This is a genomic window from Bradyrhizobium sp. B120 (genome assembly GCF_049075665.1).
Classification (GTDB): Bacteria; Pseudomonadota; Alphaproteobacteria; order Rhizobiales; family Xanthobacteraceae; genus Bradyrhizobium.
Genome location: NZ_CP185242.1, coordinates 2,748,597 through 2,763,273 on the forward strand (window position 1 = coordinate 2,748,597; position 14,677 = coordinate 2,763,273).

The 14,677-nt window shown below is 65.2% G+C and carries 13 protein-coding genes; 9 read left to right on the plus strand and 4 right to left on the minus strand.

Going from position 1 to position 14,677, the window contains the following annotated elements; all coding sequences use genetic code 11:
* Positions 1 to 7: 7 nt before the first annotated feature.
* From ACOIX3_RS12555 to ACOIX3_RS12575, 5 genes are all read left to right on the plus strand, one after another.
* On the plus strand, positions 8 to 1,414 hold the full coding sequence (locus ACOIX3_RS12555; RefSeq protein ID WP_420970135.1) for a hypothetical protein: 1,407 nt from the start codon (positions 8 to 10) through the stop codon (positions 1,412 to 1,414).
* Complete coding sequence (locus tag ACOIX3_RS12560) at positions 1,411 to 2,562, plus strand: Gfo/Idh/MocA family protein (RefSeq protein ID WP_420970136.1); 1,152 nt, start codon at positions 1,411 to 1,413, stop codon at positions 2,560 to 2,562. The genes ACOIX3_RS12555 and ACOIX3_RS12560 overlap by 4 nt, the downstream gene beginning before the upstream one ends.
* 14 nt (positions 2,563 to 2,576) lie before the next feature.
* Positions 2,577 to 3,770, plus strand: a complete 1,194-nt coding sequence (locus tag ACOIX3_RS12565; RefSeq protein WP_420970137.1) for a dihydrodipicolinate synthase family protein — start codon at positions 2,577 to 2,579, stop codon at positions 3,768 to 3,770.
* A complete protein-coding gene (locus ACOIX3_RS12570; RefSeq protein ID WP_420970138.1) occupies positions 3,770 to 4,633 on the plus strand; it encodes a sugar phosphate isomerase/epimerase family protein in 864 nt (287 codons plus the stop codon). The genes ACOIX3_RS12565 and ACOIX3_RS12570 overlap by 1 nt, the downstream gene beginning before the upstream one ends.
* 113 nt (positions 4,634 to 4,746) lie before the next feature.
* Complete coding sequence (locus tag ACOIX3_RS12575) at positions 4,747 to 5,892, plus strand: alpha-hydroxy acid oxidase (RefSeq protein WP_420970139.1); 1,146 nt, start codon at positions 4,747 to 4,749, stop codon at positions 5,890 to 5,892.
* 86 nt (positions 5,893 to 5,978) lie between these two features.
* Here ACOIX3_RS12575 and ACOIX3_RS12580 read toward each other — a convergent pair whose 3' ends face one another.
* From ACOIX3_RS12580 to ACOIX3_RS12595, 4 genes are all read right to left on the minus strand, one after another.
* Entirely contained in the window at positions 5,979 to 6,656 is a 678-nt protein-coding gene (locus ACOIX3_RS12580; protein WP_249131235.1) for a potassium channel family protein, read from the minus strand.
* A 141-nt stretch (positions 6,657 to 6,797) separates the two neighbouring features.
* Positions 6,798 to 8,165 carry a Spy/CpxP family protein refolding chaperone gene (locus ACOIX3_RS12585; RefSeq protein WP_420970140.1) on the minus strand — a complete coding sequence of 456 codons (1,368 nt, stop codon included), beginning with the start codon at positions 8,163 to 8,165 and terminating at the stop codon, positions 6,798 to 6,800.
* A gap of 590 nt (positions 8,166 to 8,755) precedes the next feature.
* Positions 8,756 to 9,970: an ornithine--oxo-acid transaminase gene (gene rocD / locus ACOIX3_RS12590; RefSeq protein ID WP_420971720.1), complete on the minus strand. Its 1,215-nt coding sequence runs from the start codon at positions 9,968 to 9,970 to the stop codon at positions 8,756 to 8,758.
* Positions 9,971 to 10,088: 118 nt separating this feature from the next.
* Positions 10,089 to 11,324 carry a cytochrome P450 gene (locus ACOIX3_RS12595; protein WP_420970141.1) on the minus strand — a complete coding sequence of 412 codons (1,236 nt, stop codon included), beginning with the start codon at positions 11,322 to 11,324 and terminating at the stop codon, positions 10,089 to 10,091.
* A gap of 205 nt (positions 11,325 to 11,529) precedes the next feature.
* Between ACOIX3_RS12595 and ACOIX3_RS12600 the strand changes: the two genes are divergently transcribed.
* The 4 genes from ACOIX3_RS12600 to ACOIX3_RS12615 all read left to right on the plus strand — a co-directional run bounded on the left by ACOIX3_RS12600 (position 11,530) and on the right by ACOIX3_RS12615 (position 14,611).
* On the plus strand, positions 11,530 to 12,063 hold the full coding sequence (locus ACOIX3_RS12600; protein ID WP_420970143.1) for a phosphonopyruvate decarboxylase: 534 nt from the start codon (positions 11,530 to 11,532) through the stop codon (positions 12,061 to 12,063).
* Positions 12,060 to 12,650 carry a thiamine pyrophosphate-dependent enzyme gene (locus tag ACOIX3_RS12605; protein ID WP_420970144.1) on the plus strand — a complete coding sequence of 197 codons (591 nt, stop codon included), beginning with the start codon at positions 12,060 to 12,062 and terminating at the stop codon, positions 12,648 to 12,650. The genes ACOIX3_RS12600 and ACOIX3_RS12605 overlap by 4 nt, the downstream gene beginning before the upstream one ends.
* Before the next feature lie 64 nt (positions 12,651 to 12,714).
* On the plus strand, positions 12,715 to 13,416 hold the full coding sequence (locus ACOIX3_RS12610; RefSeq protein WP_092124985.1) for a TetR/AcrR family transcriptional regulator: 702 nt from the start codon (positions 12,715 to 12,717) through the stop codon (positions 13,414 to 13,416).
* A gap of 1 nt (position 13,417) precedes the next feature.
* Positions 13,418 to 14,611 (plus strand): efflux RND transporter periplasmic adaptor subunit, encoded by a 1,194-nt coding sequence (locus ACOIX3_RS12615; protein ID WP_420970145.1) that lies wholly within the window; start codon positions 13,418 to 13,420, stop codon positions 14,609 to 14,611.
* Positions 14,612 to 14,677 lie beyond the last annotated feature (66 nt).

Sequence of the window (14,677 nt, forward strand, 5' to 3'; positions counted from 1 at the left end):
GCCTTCAATGCCGCTTCGCCTCAAAGTCAAAGATATCGCCTTCTTCGAACGGCCGCTGGTGTTCGCCCGGCCGTTCCGTTTCGGCGCGGTGACGATCACCGCGTCGACACAGCTGTTCGTGCGGGTCGAGATCGAGGTGGAGGGCAAGGGCCGCGCGACCGGCGCCAGCGCCGAAATGCTGGCGCCGAAATGGTTCGACAAGCGGCCGCATCTGACGGAGGCGCAGTCGCTCGACGGCCTACGCCGCTCGCTTGCGATTGCGCGCGAGCTCTATCTGGCGAGCCGGGGTTTCGAGACTGCGTTCGGCCTGCACGCCTTGTGTATCGGTCCGCAGGTCGCGGCCTGCGCTGCGGAGGATATTCCACCGCTCGCCGCCGGCTTTGGCCCGGCCGAGGTCGACAAGGCGATCCTCGATGGATTGCTGCGTGTCGCAGGCGCGAATTTCTTTGATGGCATGACCGGCAATATCGCCGAAATCGACGCGCGACTGACGCCGGATGTCGACAACGCGGCCATCGCGCGGTTCCTGTCGACACGCAGGCGGCTCGATCGTGTCGCCGTCCGGCATACGGTCGGGATGGACGACACGGTTGAAGGCGAGGGCGGCGTCGCCGACGCAGGCGAGAATGCCGGTGCGCGTTATTTCAAGCTCAAGCTGAACGGCGATCCCGCCCATGACGCCGCGCGGCTGGCGCGGATCGGTTGCGAGCTCACCAGGCTACCTTACGCCACCAAGGTCACGCTCGATGCCAATGAGCAATATGCCGACCTGGCCGCGCTGAACGCGCTGGTCGACCGGCTCGACCACGACGCGGCGCTTGAGCCGATCGCGGCAAACCTGCTCTATATCGAGCAGCCGATGCCGCGCGACATCACGAAAGCCTCGCCGCTCGGGGCGCTGGCCGCGCGCAGCTTCATCATCGACGAGGCCGACGATTGCTACGATGCATTCCCGGAGGCGCGGGCGCTCGGCTATCGCGGCATCTCCTCGAAATCGTGCAAGGGCATCTACAAGTCGATCATCAATGCCACGCGTGCGGCGGCGTGGAGCGCGGATGGCGACCGGTATTTCATCAGCGGCGAGGACCTGACCTGCCAGGCCGGGCTCGGCGTGCAGCAGGACCTTGCGCTCGGGGCGCTGATCGGCGTCACCCATGCCGAGCGCAACGGGCACCATTACGTCGACGGCTTTGCCGACACCCCGGCCGATGAGGCCGATGCCTTTCTCACCGCACATCCCGATCTCTACACGCGCGCCGGCGGCAAGGTCCGCCTTGCGATCCATGACGGCGATCTGCTGACGGGATCGATCGCCGCCGCACCGGGCTTTGCCAGTTTCGTCCATCCGGACTGGTCCACCATGCAGCCGCTGAAGCGGCCAACACCACTCGTTTCGCAGGAGCAGACAGTATGACGACCAAACGCCTCGGCCTGATCATGAACGGCATTACGGGCCGGATGGGTCTCAACCAGCATCTGATCCGCTCGATCGTTGCGATCCGCGAGCAGGGCGGCGTGCAGCTCGCGAACGGCGACCGCATCATGCCCGATCCGATCCTGGTCGGCCGTGACGCTGAGAAGGTCGCTAGCCTGGCCAAGCGCTACGGCATCGAGCGCCACACCACCGATCTCGATCGCGCGTTGGCGGACAAGATTGACGCGGTGTTCTTTGATGCCGCGACGACGCAGGCGCGGCCCTCGCTGCTGACCAAGGCGATCAACGCCGGCAAGCATGTCTATTGCGAGAAGCCGATAGCGACCAATCTCGAGGAGGCCGTTGCGGTCGTGAAGCTCGCCAATGCCAAGGGCCTCAAGCACGGCACGGTGCAGGACAAGCTGTTCCTGCCGGGCCTGAAGAAGCTCGCCTTCCTGCGCGATTCCGGCTTCTTCGGCCGCATGCTCTCGGTGCGCGGCGAGTTCGGCTATTGGGTGTTCGAGGGCGGTTGGCAGGAGGCGCAGCGGCCGTCGTGGAACTACCGCGCCGAGGATGGCGGCGGCATCATTCTGGATATGGTCTGCCACTGGCGCTACGTGCTCGACAATCTGTTCGGTGAGGTCGAGAGCGTGGTCTGCATCGGGACGACAGATATCCCCGAACGCTATGACGAGAAGGGCGGGAAGTACCAGGCGACGGCCGACGATTCCGCTTACGCCACCTTCAAGCTGAAGGGCGGCGTGATCGCGCATATCAACATGAGCTGGGTGACGCGGGTCTACCGTGACGACCTTGTCACCTTCCAGGTCGACGGCACCCATGGCTCGGCGGTGGCGGGCCTGACCGACTGCGTGATCCAGGCGCGCCAGGCGACGCCGCGGCCGGTGTGGAATCCGGACGAGAAGCGCATGCACGATTTCTACGCCGACTGGCAGAAGCTGCCCGAGAATGTCGTCTACGACAACGGCTTCAAGGAGCAGTGGGAGATGTTCATCCGCCATGTCTGCGAGGACGCGCCCTACAAATACACCCTGCTCGAGGGCGCCAAGGGCGTGCAGCTCGCCGAATGCGCGCTGAAGAGCTGGAAGGAGCGGCGCTGGATCGACGTCGCCCCGATCGTGGTCTGAGAAAGGGCTTTGTCATGAACAAGCCGGTCCTGCCGATATCGTCGCTGTCGCTGAAGCTGCCGACCGCCGATGGCGGCCTCGAGACCTATTGCCTGGCGGCGTCACGAACCTTTCCGGCAAAGCTCGAGGGCACTTTGAACCGCGTCGCGTTCTCTGCAGCCCATGTGGTGGCGGATCCGCGCGCCGACGTCGATCCCTGGCTGACGGCTGCGATCGACTGGGACAAAACGATCGCGTTCCGCGAGCACGTCTGGGACCTCGGCCTTGGCGTGGCCGAGGCGATGGACACCGCGCAGCGCGGTATGGGCCTCGATTGGCCGACCTCGCTCGAACTGATCCAGCGCTCGGTGAGAGCGGCGAAGGCCAAAGGCAATGCGCTGGTGTTCGCCGGCGCCGGCACCGATCATCTTGCGGTGGAGGATGCCAGGTCGATTGACGACGTGATATCAGCCTATGAGGAGCAGATCGCTGCGGTGGAGAAAGCCGGTGGACGCATCATCCTGATGGCCTCGCGCGCGCTGGCAAAGCTCGGCAGGACTGCGGAGGATTACGCGAAGGTCTATGACCGCGTGCTGTCACAGGTTCGCCAACCGGTGATCATCCATTGGCTCGGCGACATGTTCGATCCGGCGCTGTCAGGCTACTGGGCCACGGCCGATCTCGACAAGGCGATGGATACGGCGGTTGCGATCATCAACGCCAATGCGGCCAAGGTCGATGGCGTCAAGGTCTCACTGCTCGACAAGCAGCGCGAGATCGACATGCGGCGGCGGCTCGATCCGCGCGTCAAGATGTACACCGGCGACGACTTCAACTATGCGGAGCTGATCGCCGGCGACGACCAGGGATTCTCCCACGCGCTGCTCGGCATCTTCGACGCGATTGCCCCCGCCGCGTCCTATGCGCTGTCACGCCTGGCTGCGGGCGACGAGGCCGGCTTCCACGACGTGCTGGGACCAACGGTGCCGCTGTCGCGCCACATCTTCAAGGCGCCGACGCGCTTCTACAAGACCGGCATCGTGTTCATGGCCTATCTCAACGGCCATCAGGATCACTTCACGATGGTCGGCGGGCAGGAGAGCGCGCGCTCGACCCTGCATCTCGCCGAGCTGTTCCGGCTCGCCGACCAAGCGGGGCTGCTCGCCAATCCAGAGCTCGCGACGCGCCGAATGGCGGCGATCATGGCCACGCGGGGCGTTGACAGCTGATGCGCGACTTTTCCGACGACCACCGCTGGCTGTCGCTGAACACGGCGACGGTCCGCAAGCAAGGCGATCTCATCGCCATCATCGAGGCCTGCGCGCGCCACGGCATCCGCGCCATCGATCCCTGGCGCGACCAGGTCGCCAGCGTCGGCCTCGATCGCGCCGTGCGCGCGGTGAAGGACGCCGGGCTCGATCTCTCAGGCTATTGCCGCGGTGGCATGTTCTCGGCAGATAGCGCGCATCGCAGCGAGGCGCGCGACGACAACCGACGGGCGGTCGACGAGGCGGCCGCGCTCGGCGCGTCCTGCATCGTGCTCGTGGCCGGCGGCCTGCCGCAATATTCGCGGCCGGGCAGCGCGGCGTCCAAGGATATCGCGACGGCCCGATCGCAGGTGCATGACGGCATCGCCGAGATGCTGGAGTACGCAAAACAGGCCAAACTGCCGCTCGCGATCGAGCCGCTGCATCCGGCCTATGCCGCCGACCGCGCCTGCGTCAACACCACGAAGCACGCCCTCGACATCTGCGATGCGCTCGATCCCGGCCGCACCGGCGCGATCGGCGTCGCGCTTGACGTCTATCACATCTGGTGGGATCCCGAACTCAAGAGCCAGATTGCGCGCGCCGGCAAGGACCGGCTGCTCGCGTTCCACGTCTGCGACTGGCTGGTGCCGACCAGGGACATCCTCAACGATCGCGGCATGATGGGCGATGGCGTCATCGACATCAAATCGGTGCGCGCGATGGTCGAAGCGCAGGGCTTTGCCGGTTACTCGGAGATCGAGATCTTCTCGAATGACTGGTGGAGCTGTCCGCTGGACGAGGTGCTGCGGACTTGCATCGAACGGCATCGGGCGGTGGTCTGACCCAACGACCGGGTCGGTGGACAAGGCGAAGCGTGCCCGGTATTCCGAATGCTGTGGGTGTGAACGGCACTTGGGGCCGTTGAACTCCGCGGTCCGGACCTTCGGAGCACGACATGCGTTTGAGCGATTGCCACAATTTCCATGACTTCCGCGAACTGGCACGGCGCCGGCTTCCGGGGCCGATCTTCGATTATATCGACGGCGGGGCGGACGATGAGGCGACGCTTCGGCAGAACACCGCGAGCTTCGAGCGTTGCGATCTGGTCCCGAATATCTTGCGTGGCGTCGAGAACGTGGATCTCTCGGTCACCGTGATGGGGCAGAAGCTGGCGACGCCGTTCTATTGCTCGCCGACCGCGCTGCAGCGTCTGTTTCATCATCAGGGCGAACGGGCCGTCGCCGCCGCGGCGGCGAAATACGGCACGATGTTCGGCGTGTCCTCGCTCGGGACCGTAAGCCTTGAGGAATTGCGCAAGGCCTACGCGACGCCGCAGGTCTATCAGTTCTATTTCCACCGTGACCGAGGCCTGAACACGGCGATGATGCAGCGCGCCAAGCAGGCCGGCGTCAACGTGATGACGCTGACTGTCGACAGCATCACCGGCGGCAACCGCGAGCGCGACCTGCGCACCGGGTTCTCGATTCCTTTCCGGCTCACGCTGGGCGGCATGCTGCAATTCGCCATCAAGCCTGCGTGGGCCATCAACTACGTCACCCATGAAAGCTTCAAGCTGCCGCAGCTCGACGAGCATGTCGACATGAGCGGCGGTGCGATGTCGATCGGGCGCTATTTCACGGAGATGCTCGATCCCGCCATGACATGGGACGACGTCGCGCAGATGGTCCGGCAATGGAACGGCCAGTTTTGTTTGAAGGGTGTCATGTCGGTCGATGATGCCAAACGCGCGGTCGAGATCGGCTGTACCGGCATCATCCTGTCCAATCACGGCGGCCGGCAGCTCGACGGCTCGCGGGCGGCGTTCGATCAGCTGGCCGAGATCGTCGATGCGGTGGGCGACCGGATCGATGTGATGATGGACGGCGGCATCAAGCGGGGCAGCCATGTGGTGAAAGCGCTGTCGCTGGGCGCCAAGGCCGTTGGCCTCGGGCGCTTCTATCTCTATCCGCTGGCATCGGCCGGCCAGGCCGGAGTCGAGCGGGCGCTTGGTCTGCTGCAGGCGGAGCTGGTGCGGGACATGCGGCTGATGGGGTGTTCCTCGATCAGCCAGCTCTCCCGCGCAAACTTGCGGTTCAGATAGCCGCCCGGCCGGCCACATCGGCTCGCGGGCCGGGTAAAGGGATGCAGTGCACCAAATTTGGTCGATCCTGTCATCGCCGCTGCGATTTAGGAATCCTGATCGCTGTGCGTGATCTCCAGCGTCACGAGCCGCGCCAGCAGCGTTGCGGGATAGAGCTGGCCGAAGATCGCCTCGAGATTGCATAGGCTGCGTGCGATCGGATGCAGCGGAGCGACGTCGCCATAGCCCGTGGTCGTCAGCGTCATGAAGCTGAAATAGATCAGCTCGTTCGCCAGCGCGGGGCTATCCTCCATCTTCATCCCGGAAAAGGCCTTCGGCAGCAGCGTGCCGATGAAGGTGTAGAGCGCCGAGAAGATCACCGCAACGGAGAGGTAGAGCAAGACGGCGCCGACCACGCGGTGATAGGTCACGCGGCCCGGCGCAAATGTCGCACGAGCCACCGTCACGGCCAGGGTAATGCCGACGATCAGCCACGAGCCCGCGAACAGATTGAGGTCGAGGATCGAGGGCGAGCGCAGCCGCAAGATGCCGCCCGTGACGATCATGGCGAGTGCGACCAGCATCGCGGTGACCGCAATTGCGCTGCCCGACATCAGGAATACGCCGCCGACCAGGAAGAGCGCGAGAAACAGCTCGAAAATCTGGAATTCGAACAGGCCGAGCGCCTGCAGGGGCGCCACGACGAACATCATCACAAGGATCAGGATGGTGAGCACGGTCAGCAAGGAATCGCCCCAGCGTTCGCGTAGCTCGCCAGTCCTCATCCAACCGCGCTTCATTCCCGCCCCGTCATTCGGCATCGCATCAGCATGCTGGTGCCAGACATTGCTGCGCGGCGGCCGCAAAGGCAAGATGGGGGACCGACATCCGGCGCGCCCGGCGATCCAGATCGCCGGGCGGCCGTCTCAGGGGCTCGCGACCTGCTGCAGCGTGTTGAAGCGGGCTCTCTGCTCGCTGCTCAGCATGGCATAGAACTTGTCCAGTGCAGGCTCGATCAAATTCGCGGCCTTCTGCATGGCCTCGAGCCGGTGCTGCATCGCCTCCAGCCGGCCGACTGGCGTCAGCGGCACGTCGTTCGGGCAGGCTGCCTGCAGGTCCGCTATCGCTTTTCTGGTCGCATCGCTCAGGCGGTCGAGCGCTTCCTTCTGCTTGCCCGCCGGATGAAGCGAGGCCTCGATCCTGTTGATCGGCAGCTGGGCCAGGTCGGATTTCGAATCGCCGCAATTCCCGGATTGCGCGGTCGATTGCTGTTGCGGCGAACGCTCGCCGACATGTGGACCGAGCGCATTGAAGCGGGCCTGTTGCTCGTCGCTGAGCGAGCTGTAGAAATTCTCCAGGGCCGGCCGCACGATCTTGATCGCCTCGAGCGTCGCGCTGATGCGGTTCAGCATCGACCGCAAGCGGCCGGTTGGCGTCATGGCATAGCTGTCCGCGCAGGAATCCTTGAAGATATCGGCTGCCTTCGCCGCTGATGTCTTCAACTCGTCGAGTAGCGCGCGCTGCTGCTGGTTCGGCCGTATCGCCCGCGTGATGTCGGCAAGCGGCCAGGCTGTGACGCCCTTGTCCGGCTCTCCGCATAACTGCTTGATTGCCTGCGGACCCGTATCGGCGCGTTGACGGGACCGATCGCGGCCTGCGGTGGCCGGATAGTCGCCGGGGTTGATGCTGGCATAGGCGGAGTAGGGACTGTTGGTGTCCCAGAACACGGTGTCCACGAAGTCGTCATAGGCGTAGGCCCAATAGCCGGGCTCGTAGGCATAGGACCAGAACGTGTAGTCAAAGATGTCCGAATAGGCGTAAGGCAGGAACACCGGGCCAAGCCACGCCACGAACGCCGCGCGGTGGCCGCGTCGCCAGGCATTCCGGGGCGCCCAGCCGCCTTGGCGCATCGCAAGCGCCGCCTGGCTTTGCGCACCTGCCTGGTCGCGGAAGCGTGCGGCGAATCGCTCGCGCTGGGCCGCCTGCGTCGCGGCCGTGGTCGCGGCGGCTGCCCCAACCGTTGTTGCGGCGGCCCCAACCGTTGTTGCCGGCGCCAATCGCTGCTGACGGGCAAGGTCGGCTTGCTGTGAGCGCCGCTCGCGCTGCAACAGGCGGCCCTGCGCCTGCAGCGCGCGGTCATGGACGCGTTGCGCGCGCGCGCCTTCGACCTTTTGCGACTGCAATTGCTGCACGCGTTGCTGCAGGCGATCGATCCGGGTCTGCCGCTCCGCCGTCTGGCGCGAGAGCGCGTCACGCTGCCGCTGCTGCGCCGCCTGCTGGCGTTGCTGGATCAATTGCTGATGCTGCTGCGCGCGCTGTCGAACTCGCTCTGTCGGTGACGGTCGCTCGCTCACGCGCGACGGTGAGCTCGGGCGTGATGGCGCGGCAATATGCGGAACCTGACGCTGCGGTGGGGCCCCACGACGGAATTCGGGTCGATGCGTTGCGATCCGCGGCGCAGCGATATGGGGGGCTTGGCGCACAGATGGGGCGGCGAAATGCGGTGCCGGGCGCGGCGCCATTGCCGGTCGCTGTGGAGCATGGAACGCGGGTGCTGCCGGCCGTGCCATCGCGGGTGGCCGAGCCATTGCGGGCGGTCTGGCCATTGCGGGCGGGGCGGCGTGGACCATCGGCGCGGGACGCGCCATTGCTGGTGGCGCGGCCGGACGTGCGCCGCCGGGCGCTCCACCCTTATGTGGCTGGGCGGCAGCGCCGCTCGCCGCCAGCATCGAGGCACCAACCAAAAGCACAGCAAAACAAATACCGCGGGGAGGCATGTGCATGGCTCTCTGTCCATCCCTGCCCACAGGGCTTCAACGCGCGGACGTCGAAATTGTTCTTGTTGGCCACGGCCGGCGCTGCGGTCTTCCGACGCAGGGAACCGTCAGGAGACATCCTGCGTGAGCACAGACGCGATCCGCTCCGACGCCCAGTCGACCTGATCGGCCGTGATCACCAGCGGCGGGGCGATGCGAATGGTGTGCTCATGGGTGTCCTTGGCGAGGATGCCACGCGCCTGCAGCGCTGAGCAGTAGCGGCGGGCACCGCCGGCTTCCGGGTGTAATTCGATCGCCAGCATCAGCCCGCGCCCGCGCACCTCGCGGATCACGTTGGCGCGGATGTCCTGCAATCCGGCGAGAAAGCGCGCGCCCTGTTGCGCCGCGTTCTCGATCATCCCTTCCTCGATGAGCACGCGCAGCGCTGCGCGTGCCACCGCACATGCAAGCGGGTTGCCGCCGAAGGTCGAGCCGTGCTGGCCCGGCCGCAGCGTGCCGAGCACGGCGTTGTTGGAGAGCACCGCCGACACCGGATAGAAGCCGCCCGACAGCGCCTTGCCGAGCAGCGTCACGTCGGCCTCGATGCCCTCGTGCTGCTCGGCGAGCAGCTTGCCGGTGCGGCCGAGCCCGGTCTGGATCTCGTCGAGCACGAGCATCACGTTGCGCGTCGTGCACAGCTCGCGCACGCGGGCGAAATAGCCGGGCGGCGGAATGATGACGCCGGCCTCGCCCTGGACCGGCTCGACCAGGAAAGCCGCGGTGTTCGCCGTGATCGCCTGCTCTAGCGCCGCGGCATCGCCGAACGGGATGATTTTGAAGCCCGGCGCGAACGGACCGAAATGGTCGCGGGATCCCGGGTCGGTCGAGAAGCCGACGATGCCGAGCGTGCGTCCGTGAAAGTTATTTTCGCAGACGATGATCTCGGCCTGCCCGTCCGGCACGCCCTTGACCTCATAGGCCCATTTGCGCACCGACTTGATCGCGCTCTCCACCGCCTCGGCGCCGCTGTTCATCGGCAGCACCTTGTGCGAGCCGGTCAGCTCCGCGAGCTCGCGATAGAAGGGGGCGAGCTGGTCGTTGTGGAAGGCACGCGAGGTCAGCGTCAGCCGATGCGCCTGCTCGATCATTGCTGCCAGGATCTTCGGATGACAGTGGCCCTGGCTCACAGCCGAATAGGCGGAGAGACAGTCGAGGTACCGGTTGCCATCGGTGTCCCAGACCCAGACGCCTTCGCCGCGGGACAGCACCACCCCGATCGGCTCGTAATTGTGGGTGCCGAACTGCGCTTCGGTTGCGAGGAAATCAGTGACCGATGCATTCATCATGCGTCACTCCCGCTGCAGTGCACGAGAGATTACATCAATCCGCGCCTGCAGTTGATTTGGGTATCAGTTCCTCCACAGGGAAGTGGACTTGCCAACCAAATTCGCAGGGGACAATTCACGCGCCACCCCGGCATAGCACGCTGAGGAAGCCGCGGAAGCGCACCCGGCCGCCGCGCACCGGCTCGCCGTCGAGCACATAGTTCGGGAAGCGCTTAAGGAAGCGCGAGATCGCGATGGCGCCTTCGAGGCGCGCCAGCGCCATGCCGGCGCATTGATGCGCGCCGGTGCCGAAGGCGATGTGGCGGTTCGGCGTGCGTGCGACGTCGAAGCCTTCCGGGTTGGGGAATTGCGCGGGGTCGCGGTTGGCGGCGCCGATGCACAGCGTGACCAGCGTGCCGGGAGGCATCTTGATGCCGCCGAGCTCGGTCTCCTCCACGATCATCCGGTTGCCGAGCTGGTTCGAGCTCTCGTAGCGCAGCATCTCCTCGACCGCGGTCTTGATCAGCTCGGGCTGCGCGATCAGGCGCTGCTTCTGCTCGGGATATTGGGTGAGTGTCACCAGCCCGTTGCCGATCAGGTTGGTCGTGGTCTCGTGGCCGGCATTGAGCAGGAAGATGCAATTGTGCAGCAATTCCTTCGCGGTCAGCCGTTCGCCATTGTCCTCGCCATTACCTTCTCCTCGGATCAACCGCGTCAGCACATCGCGCTCGGGATTGCCCGGCTTGGCGCGGCGCCGTTCGACCAATGTTTCGAGGTAGGCGAGGAAGTCCTCCACCGCGTCGTTGCCGCGGTCGAATGCGTCCCTGGCGATCACCGGCTCCAGCGCACCCAAAATCGCCAGCGACCAGTCGCGCAGCGGCTCGCGCTCGTCGTGCGGCACGTCGAGCAGATTGCCGATCACCTCGACCGGGATTGCGGAGGCGAAGTCGCCGATCAGCTCGAAGCGGTCTTTCGTGGCGATCCGGTCGAGCAGGCTGTCGACCAGCGCGATCAGGTCCGGCTCCATGCCGGCGATCGCTCGCGGCGACAATGCGCCCATGATCAGGCGCCGCACGCGGGTGTGGGCCGGCGGGTCGTTGAAGACGAGGCTGGTCGTATGGTGCTCGTAGAGCAGCGAGTTGCCGTATTTCGGCAAGAACTCCTTCTTCTTGTCGGAGGAGAAGGTCTTGGTGTTCTTGTAGGCGGCGATGAGGTCGTCGTAGCGGGTGAGAAAATAACAGCCGTTCGGCAGCCGCTTGACCGGCGCGTGCTCGCGCAGCGCGCGATAAGTCGGGTAGGGGTCCGCATAGAAGTCAGCCGTCAGCTTTTCCAGGTCGAAGCCGTCAGCCAGCTCTCGCGCGTGCCCGTTCATGGCGGATATCCAACCCACATTAGTTTCATTTGCAACTATCGTAAGCCGCAGGCGGCGGCCGCGCAACAGAATTTGCGTACCGGGAATGGCGCGGCGCACGCCGCGCGATGCGAGTAAATCGCAGAGCCATATGCGGTTTTGCGCTTTGATGAAGCGCGCGCGCCCCTCTACAGTCGCGGCCAAGCAATCAAGACCGGAAACGCCGATGCATGCCCGAGCCGACACCGCGGCCTCCTGGCCCGAGGAGATCTTTTCGATCTTGCAGCGCTTCGAGGTGTGTCAGGTGCCCTACGTGCCGGACGCCGGGCATTCAGAGCTGATCGAGCGCGTGCTCGGATCATCCTCGATGCGCGGCATTGCGCTGACCACCGAGGAGGAGGGCGTGGCGCTGCTCGCAGGCGCGTGGGCCGGCGGCCAGCGCGGCGTGCTGCTGATGCAGTCGAGCGGGGTCGGCAATTGCATCAACATGCTGTCGCTGGTGCAGATCTTCCGCCTGCCGTTCCTCACGCTGGTGACGATGCGCGGCGAATGGGGCGAGTTCAATCCCTGGCAGGTGCCGATGGGCTCGAACACGCAAGGGATTCTCGAATTGGCGGGGATCAAGGTGCTGCGCGCCTCGTGTCCGGACGAGGTGCGTGAAGTCGTCGAAGCCGGCGCGGCGCAAGCCTACAACGCCTGCACGCCAACCGCCGTGCTGCTGTCGCAGCGCCTGATCGGGGCAAAGGTTTTCACCAAATGAGCAAAGCCAATCTCCTCGACCGCCGCGCCGTGGTTGCCGAACTGCTCAGGGATCGCAAGGGCGCCTTCGCGGTCGGCGGCCTCGGCGCCTCGACCTATGACATCGCCGCCGCCGGCGACCACGACCGCAACTTCTATCTCTGGGGCGGCATGGGCGGCGCGGTGATGATCGGGCTCGGCCTCGCGCTGGCCCAGCCGACGCTGCCGGTCGTCGTAATCACCGGTGACGGCGAGATGCTAATGGGGATCGGCAGCCTCGCGACCGTCGCGCTGCAGCAGCCGAAAAATCTCTCGATCGTCGTGCTCGACAACGAGGCCTATGGCGAGACCGGCGGCCAAGCCAGCCATACCGGCGGCCCCGCCGACCTCGTGGGTGTTGCCAAAGCCTGCGGAATCGGGGATAGCCGGGCGATCAGCACGATGGCTGAGGTCGAGGCTTTTGCTTCGTCTTTGCAAGATGTTACGGCGGGGCCGCGGTTCGCCAGTGCGAAGATCGACGGGGCCAATCTGGAACGCGTGCTGTCGAGCCGCGACGGCACCTACATCGTCAACCGCATCAGAGGGTCGATCGGACACACTCCGATATAAAGTGACTTTCGCGGTGCAATAGAACCTTGACTTTTGGTAAAGTGAGTGATTACTCACGACCCAAATGTCTACCTTACGCATGACAAGTGACTTGCGGCGTCAGTTGATCCTGAGCGCCGCAAAGCGGTGTTTCGCCCGCAACGGCTTTGCCGGCACCACGACAAAGAGCGTGGCGGCCGCGGCTGCCATTTCGGAAGGGCTGCTGTTCAAGCACTTCCCGTCGAAGGCGGCGCTCTACGCCGAAATCCTTGCCGAAGAGTGCGAGGCGGATCCCGATCTCGCGCATCTGCTCGGCCAGGAGCCGTCCACCGCGACGCTGATCGAACTGGTGCAGGGCATGGTCGGCCACTTCATGCAACTGCGCGACGCGCCGGACCAGGAAGAGGCGCAGCGGATGCGGCTGATGGTGACGAGCCATCTCGACGACGGCGAGTTTGCGCGCCTGCTCTACGACAAGGTCGGCAAGCTGATCGGTCCGACTTTCGCCGCCTCGCTCGAGAGCGCGATCGCCGCCGGCGAGGCGACGCGGATCGGCGACGAGCCGCTCAACCTGTTCTGGTTTGCGCACCATACCGTGCTTATGGGCGCGCTGACGCAGCTCCCTGCGACACCTTGTCTCCCCTATGGGGATGCCGCCGCGGCCGAACGGCAGCTTTGCCAGTTCATTCTTCGCGGCATCGGACTTACCGAAGCCGCAATTTCAACTCATTTGGGCCGCCAGCCGTCGCCGAGCGCAGGACCGTCGGTAACTGCAGAAAGTGCATGACATGAATATCCAGACCGAAAGCCACATCTCGGGGCAACCGCTCAAGGAAAAGCAAGCCAAGCGCCCCGTCCGCCTGGTGCGTTGGTTCATCATCGTAGGCCTGTTGCTGGCCCTGCTGGTCGGCGCGCTGGTCGGCTTCAACGCCTTCCGCAGCCACATGATCGCGCAGTTCTTCGCCAACAATAAGCCGCCGCCGTCGAACGTCTCGATCGCCGAGGCGAAGACCGAGGTGATTCCGAATCTGCTGACCGCCGTCGGCGATCTCGTCGCCGTGCACCAGGTCAATGTCACGACCGACGTGCCGGGCCGCATCACCGAGATCCAGTTCACCGCCGGCAGCCATGTGAAGGCGGGCACGCCGCTGGTGCAGTTGTTCGACGCACCGGAGCAGGGCGACCTCGCGAGCTTCAAGGCGCAGGCGACCGTGGGTGAGCAGCAGCTCGACCGCGCCAAGCAGCTTGCATCGCGCCAGTTCGGGCCGCAGTCGACCGTCGATACGGCGCAGGCGACCTACGACCAGGCCAAGGCGGGCATCGCCAAGACCGAAGCGCTGATCTCGCAGAAGCTGGTGCGCGCGCCGTTCGAAGGCGATCTCGGCGTTCGCCAGGTCGAAGTCGGCCAGTATCTGACGGCCGGCACGCAGATCGTGTCGCTGACCGATCTGTCGGTGCTGTACGCCAACCTGACCGTGACCGAGAAGCAGAGCTCGCAGATCAAGGTCGGCCAGGCCGTGCGGGTCGCGGTCGACGCCTATCCGGGCCGCACCTTCGAGGGCAAGATCACCACCATCGAGCCGCAGATCGCGACCGAGACCCGCAACATCCGGGTGCAGGCGACGATCCAGAATCCGGAAAGCATCCTCAAGCCCGGCATGTTCGCGACCACCACGATCGTGCTGCCCGAGAAGCCGCCGGTCGTGACCATTCCCGAAACCGCCGTCGACTACACGCTGTACGGCGACTCGGTGTTCCTGATCACCGAGAAGAAGGGTGAGGACGACAAGACCAGCCTGACCGCGGACCGCACCTTCGTGAAGACGGGCAACCGTGTCGAAGGCCGCGTCCAAATCCTCAAGGGCCTGAAGGCCGGGGACAGGGTCGTGGCCGTCGGCCAGATCAAGCTGCAATCGGGCATGGCTGTTGCGATCTCGAACGATCCGCAGCCGCCGGTTCCGGCCGAGCCGCCGCGCTACTAATTCCGATCATAAAACCCGGAGGGCCGATTGGCCCTCCGCCACATGTTGCCGCAACCGGCAGACAAC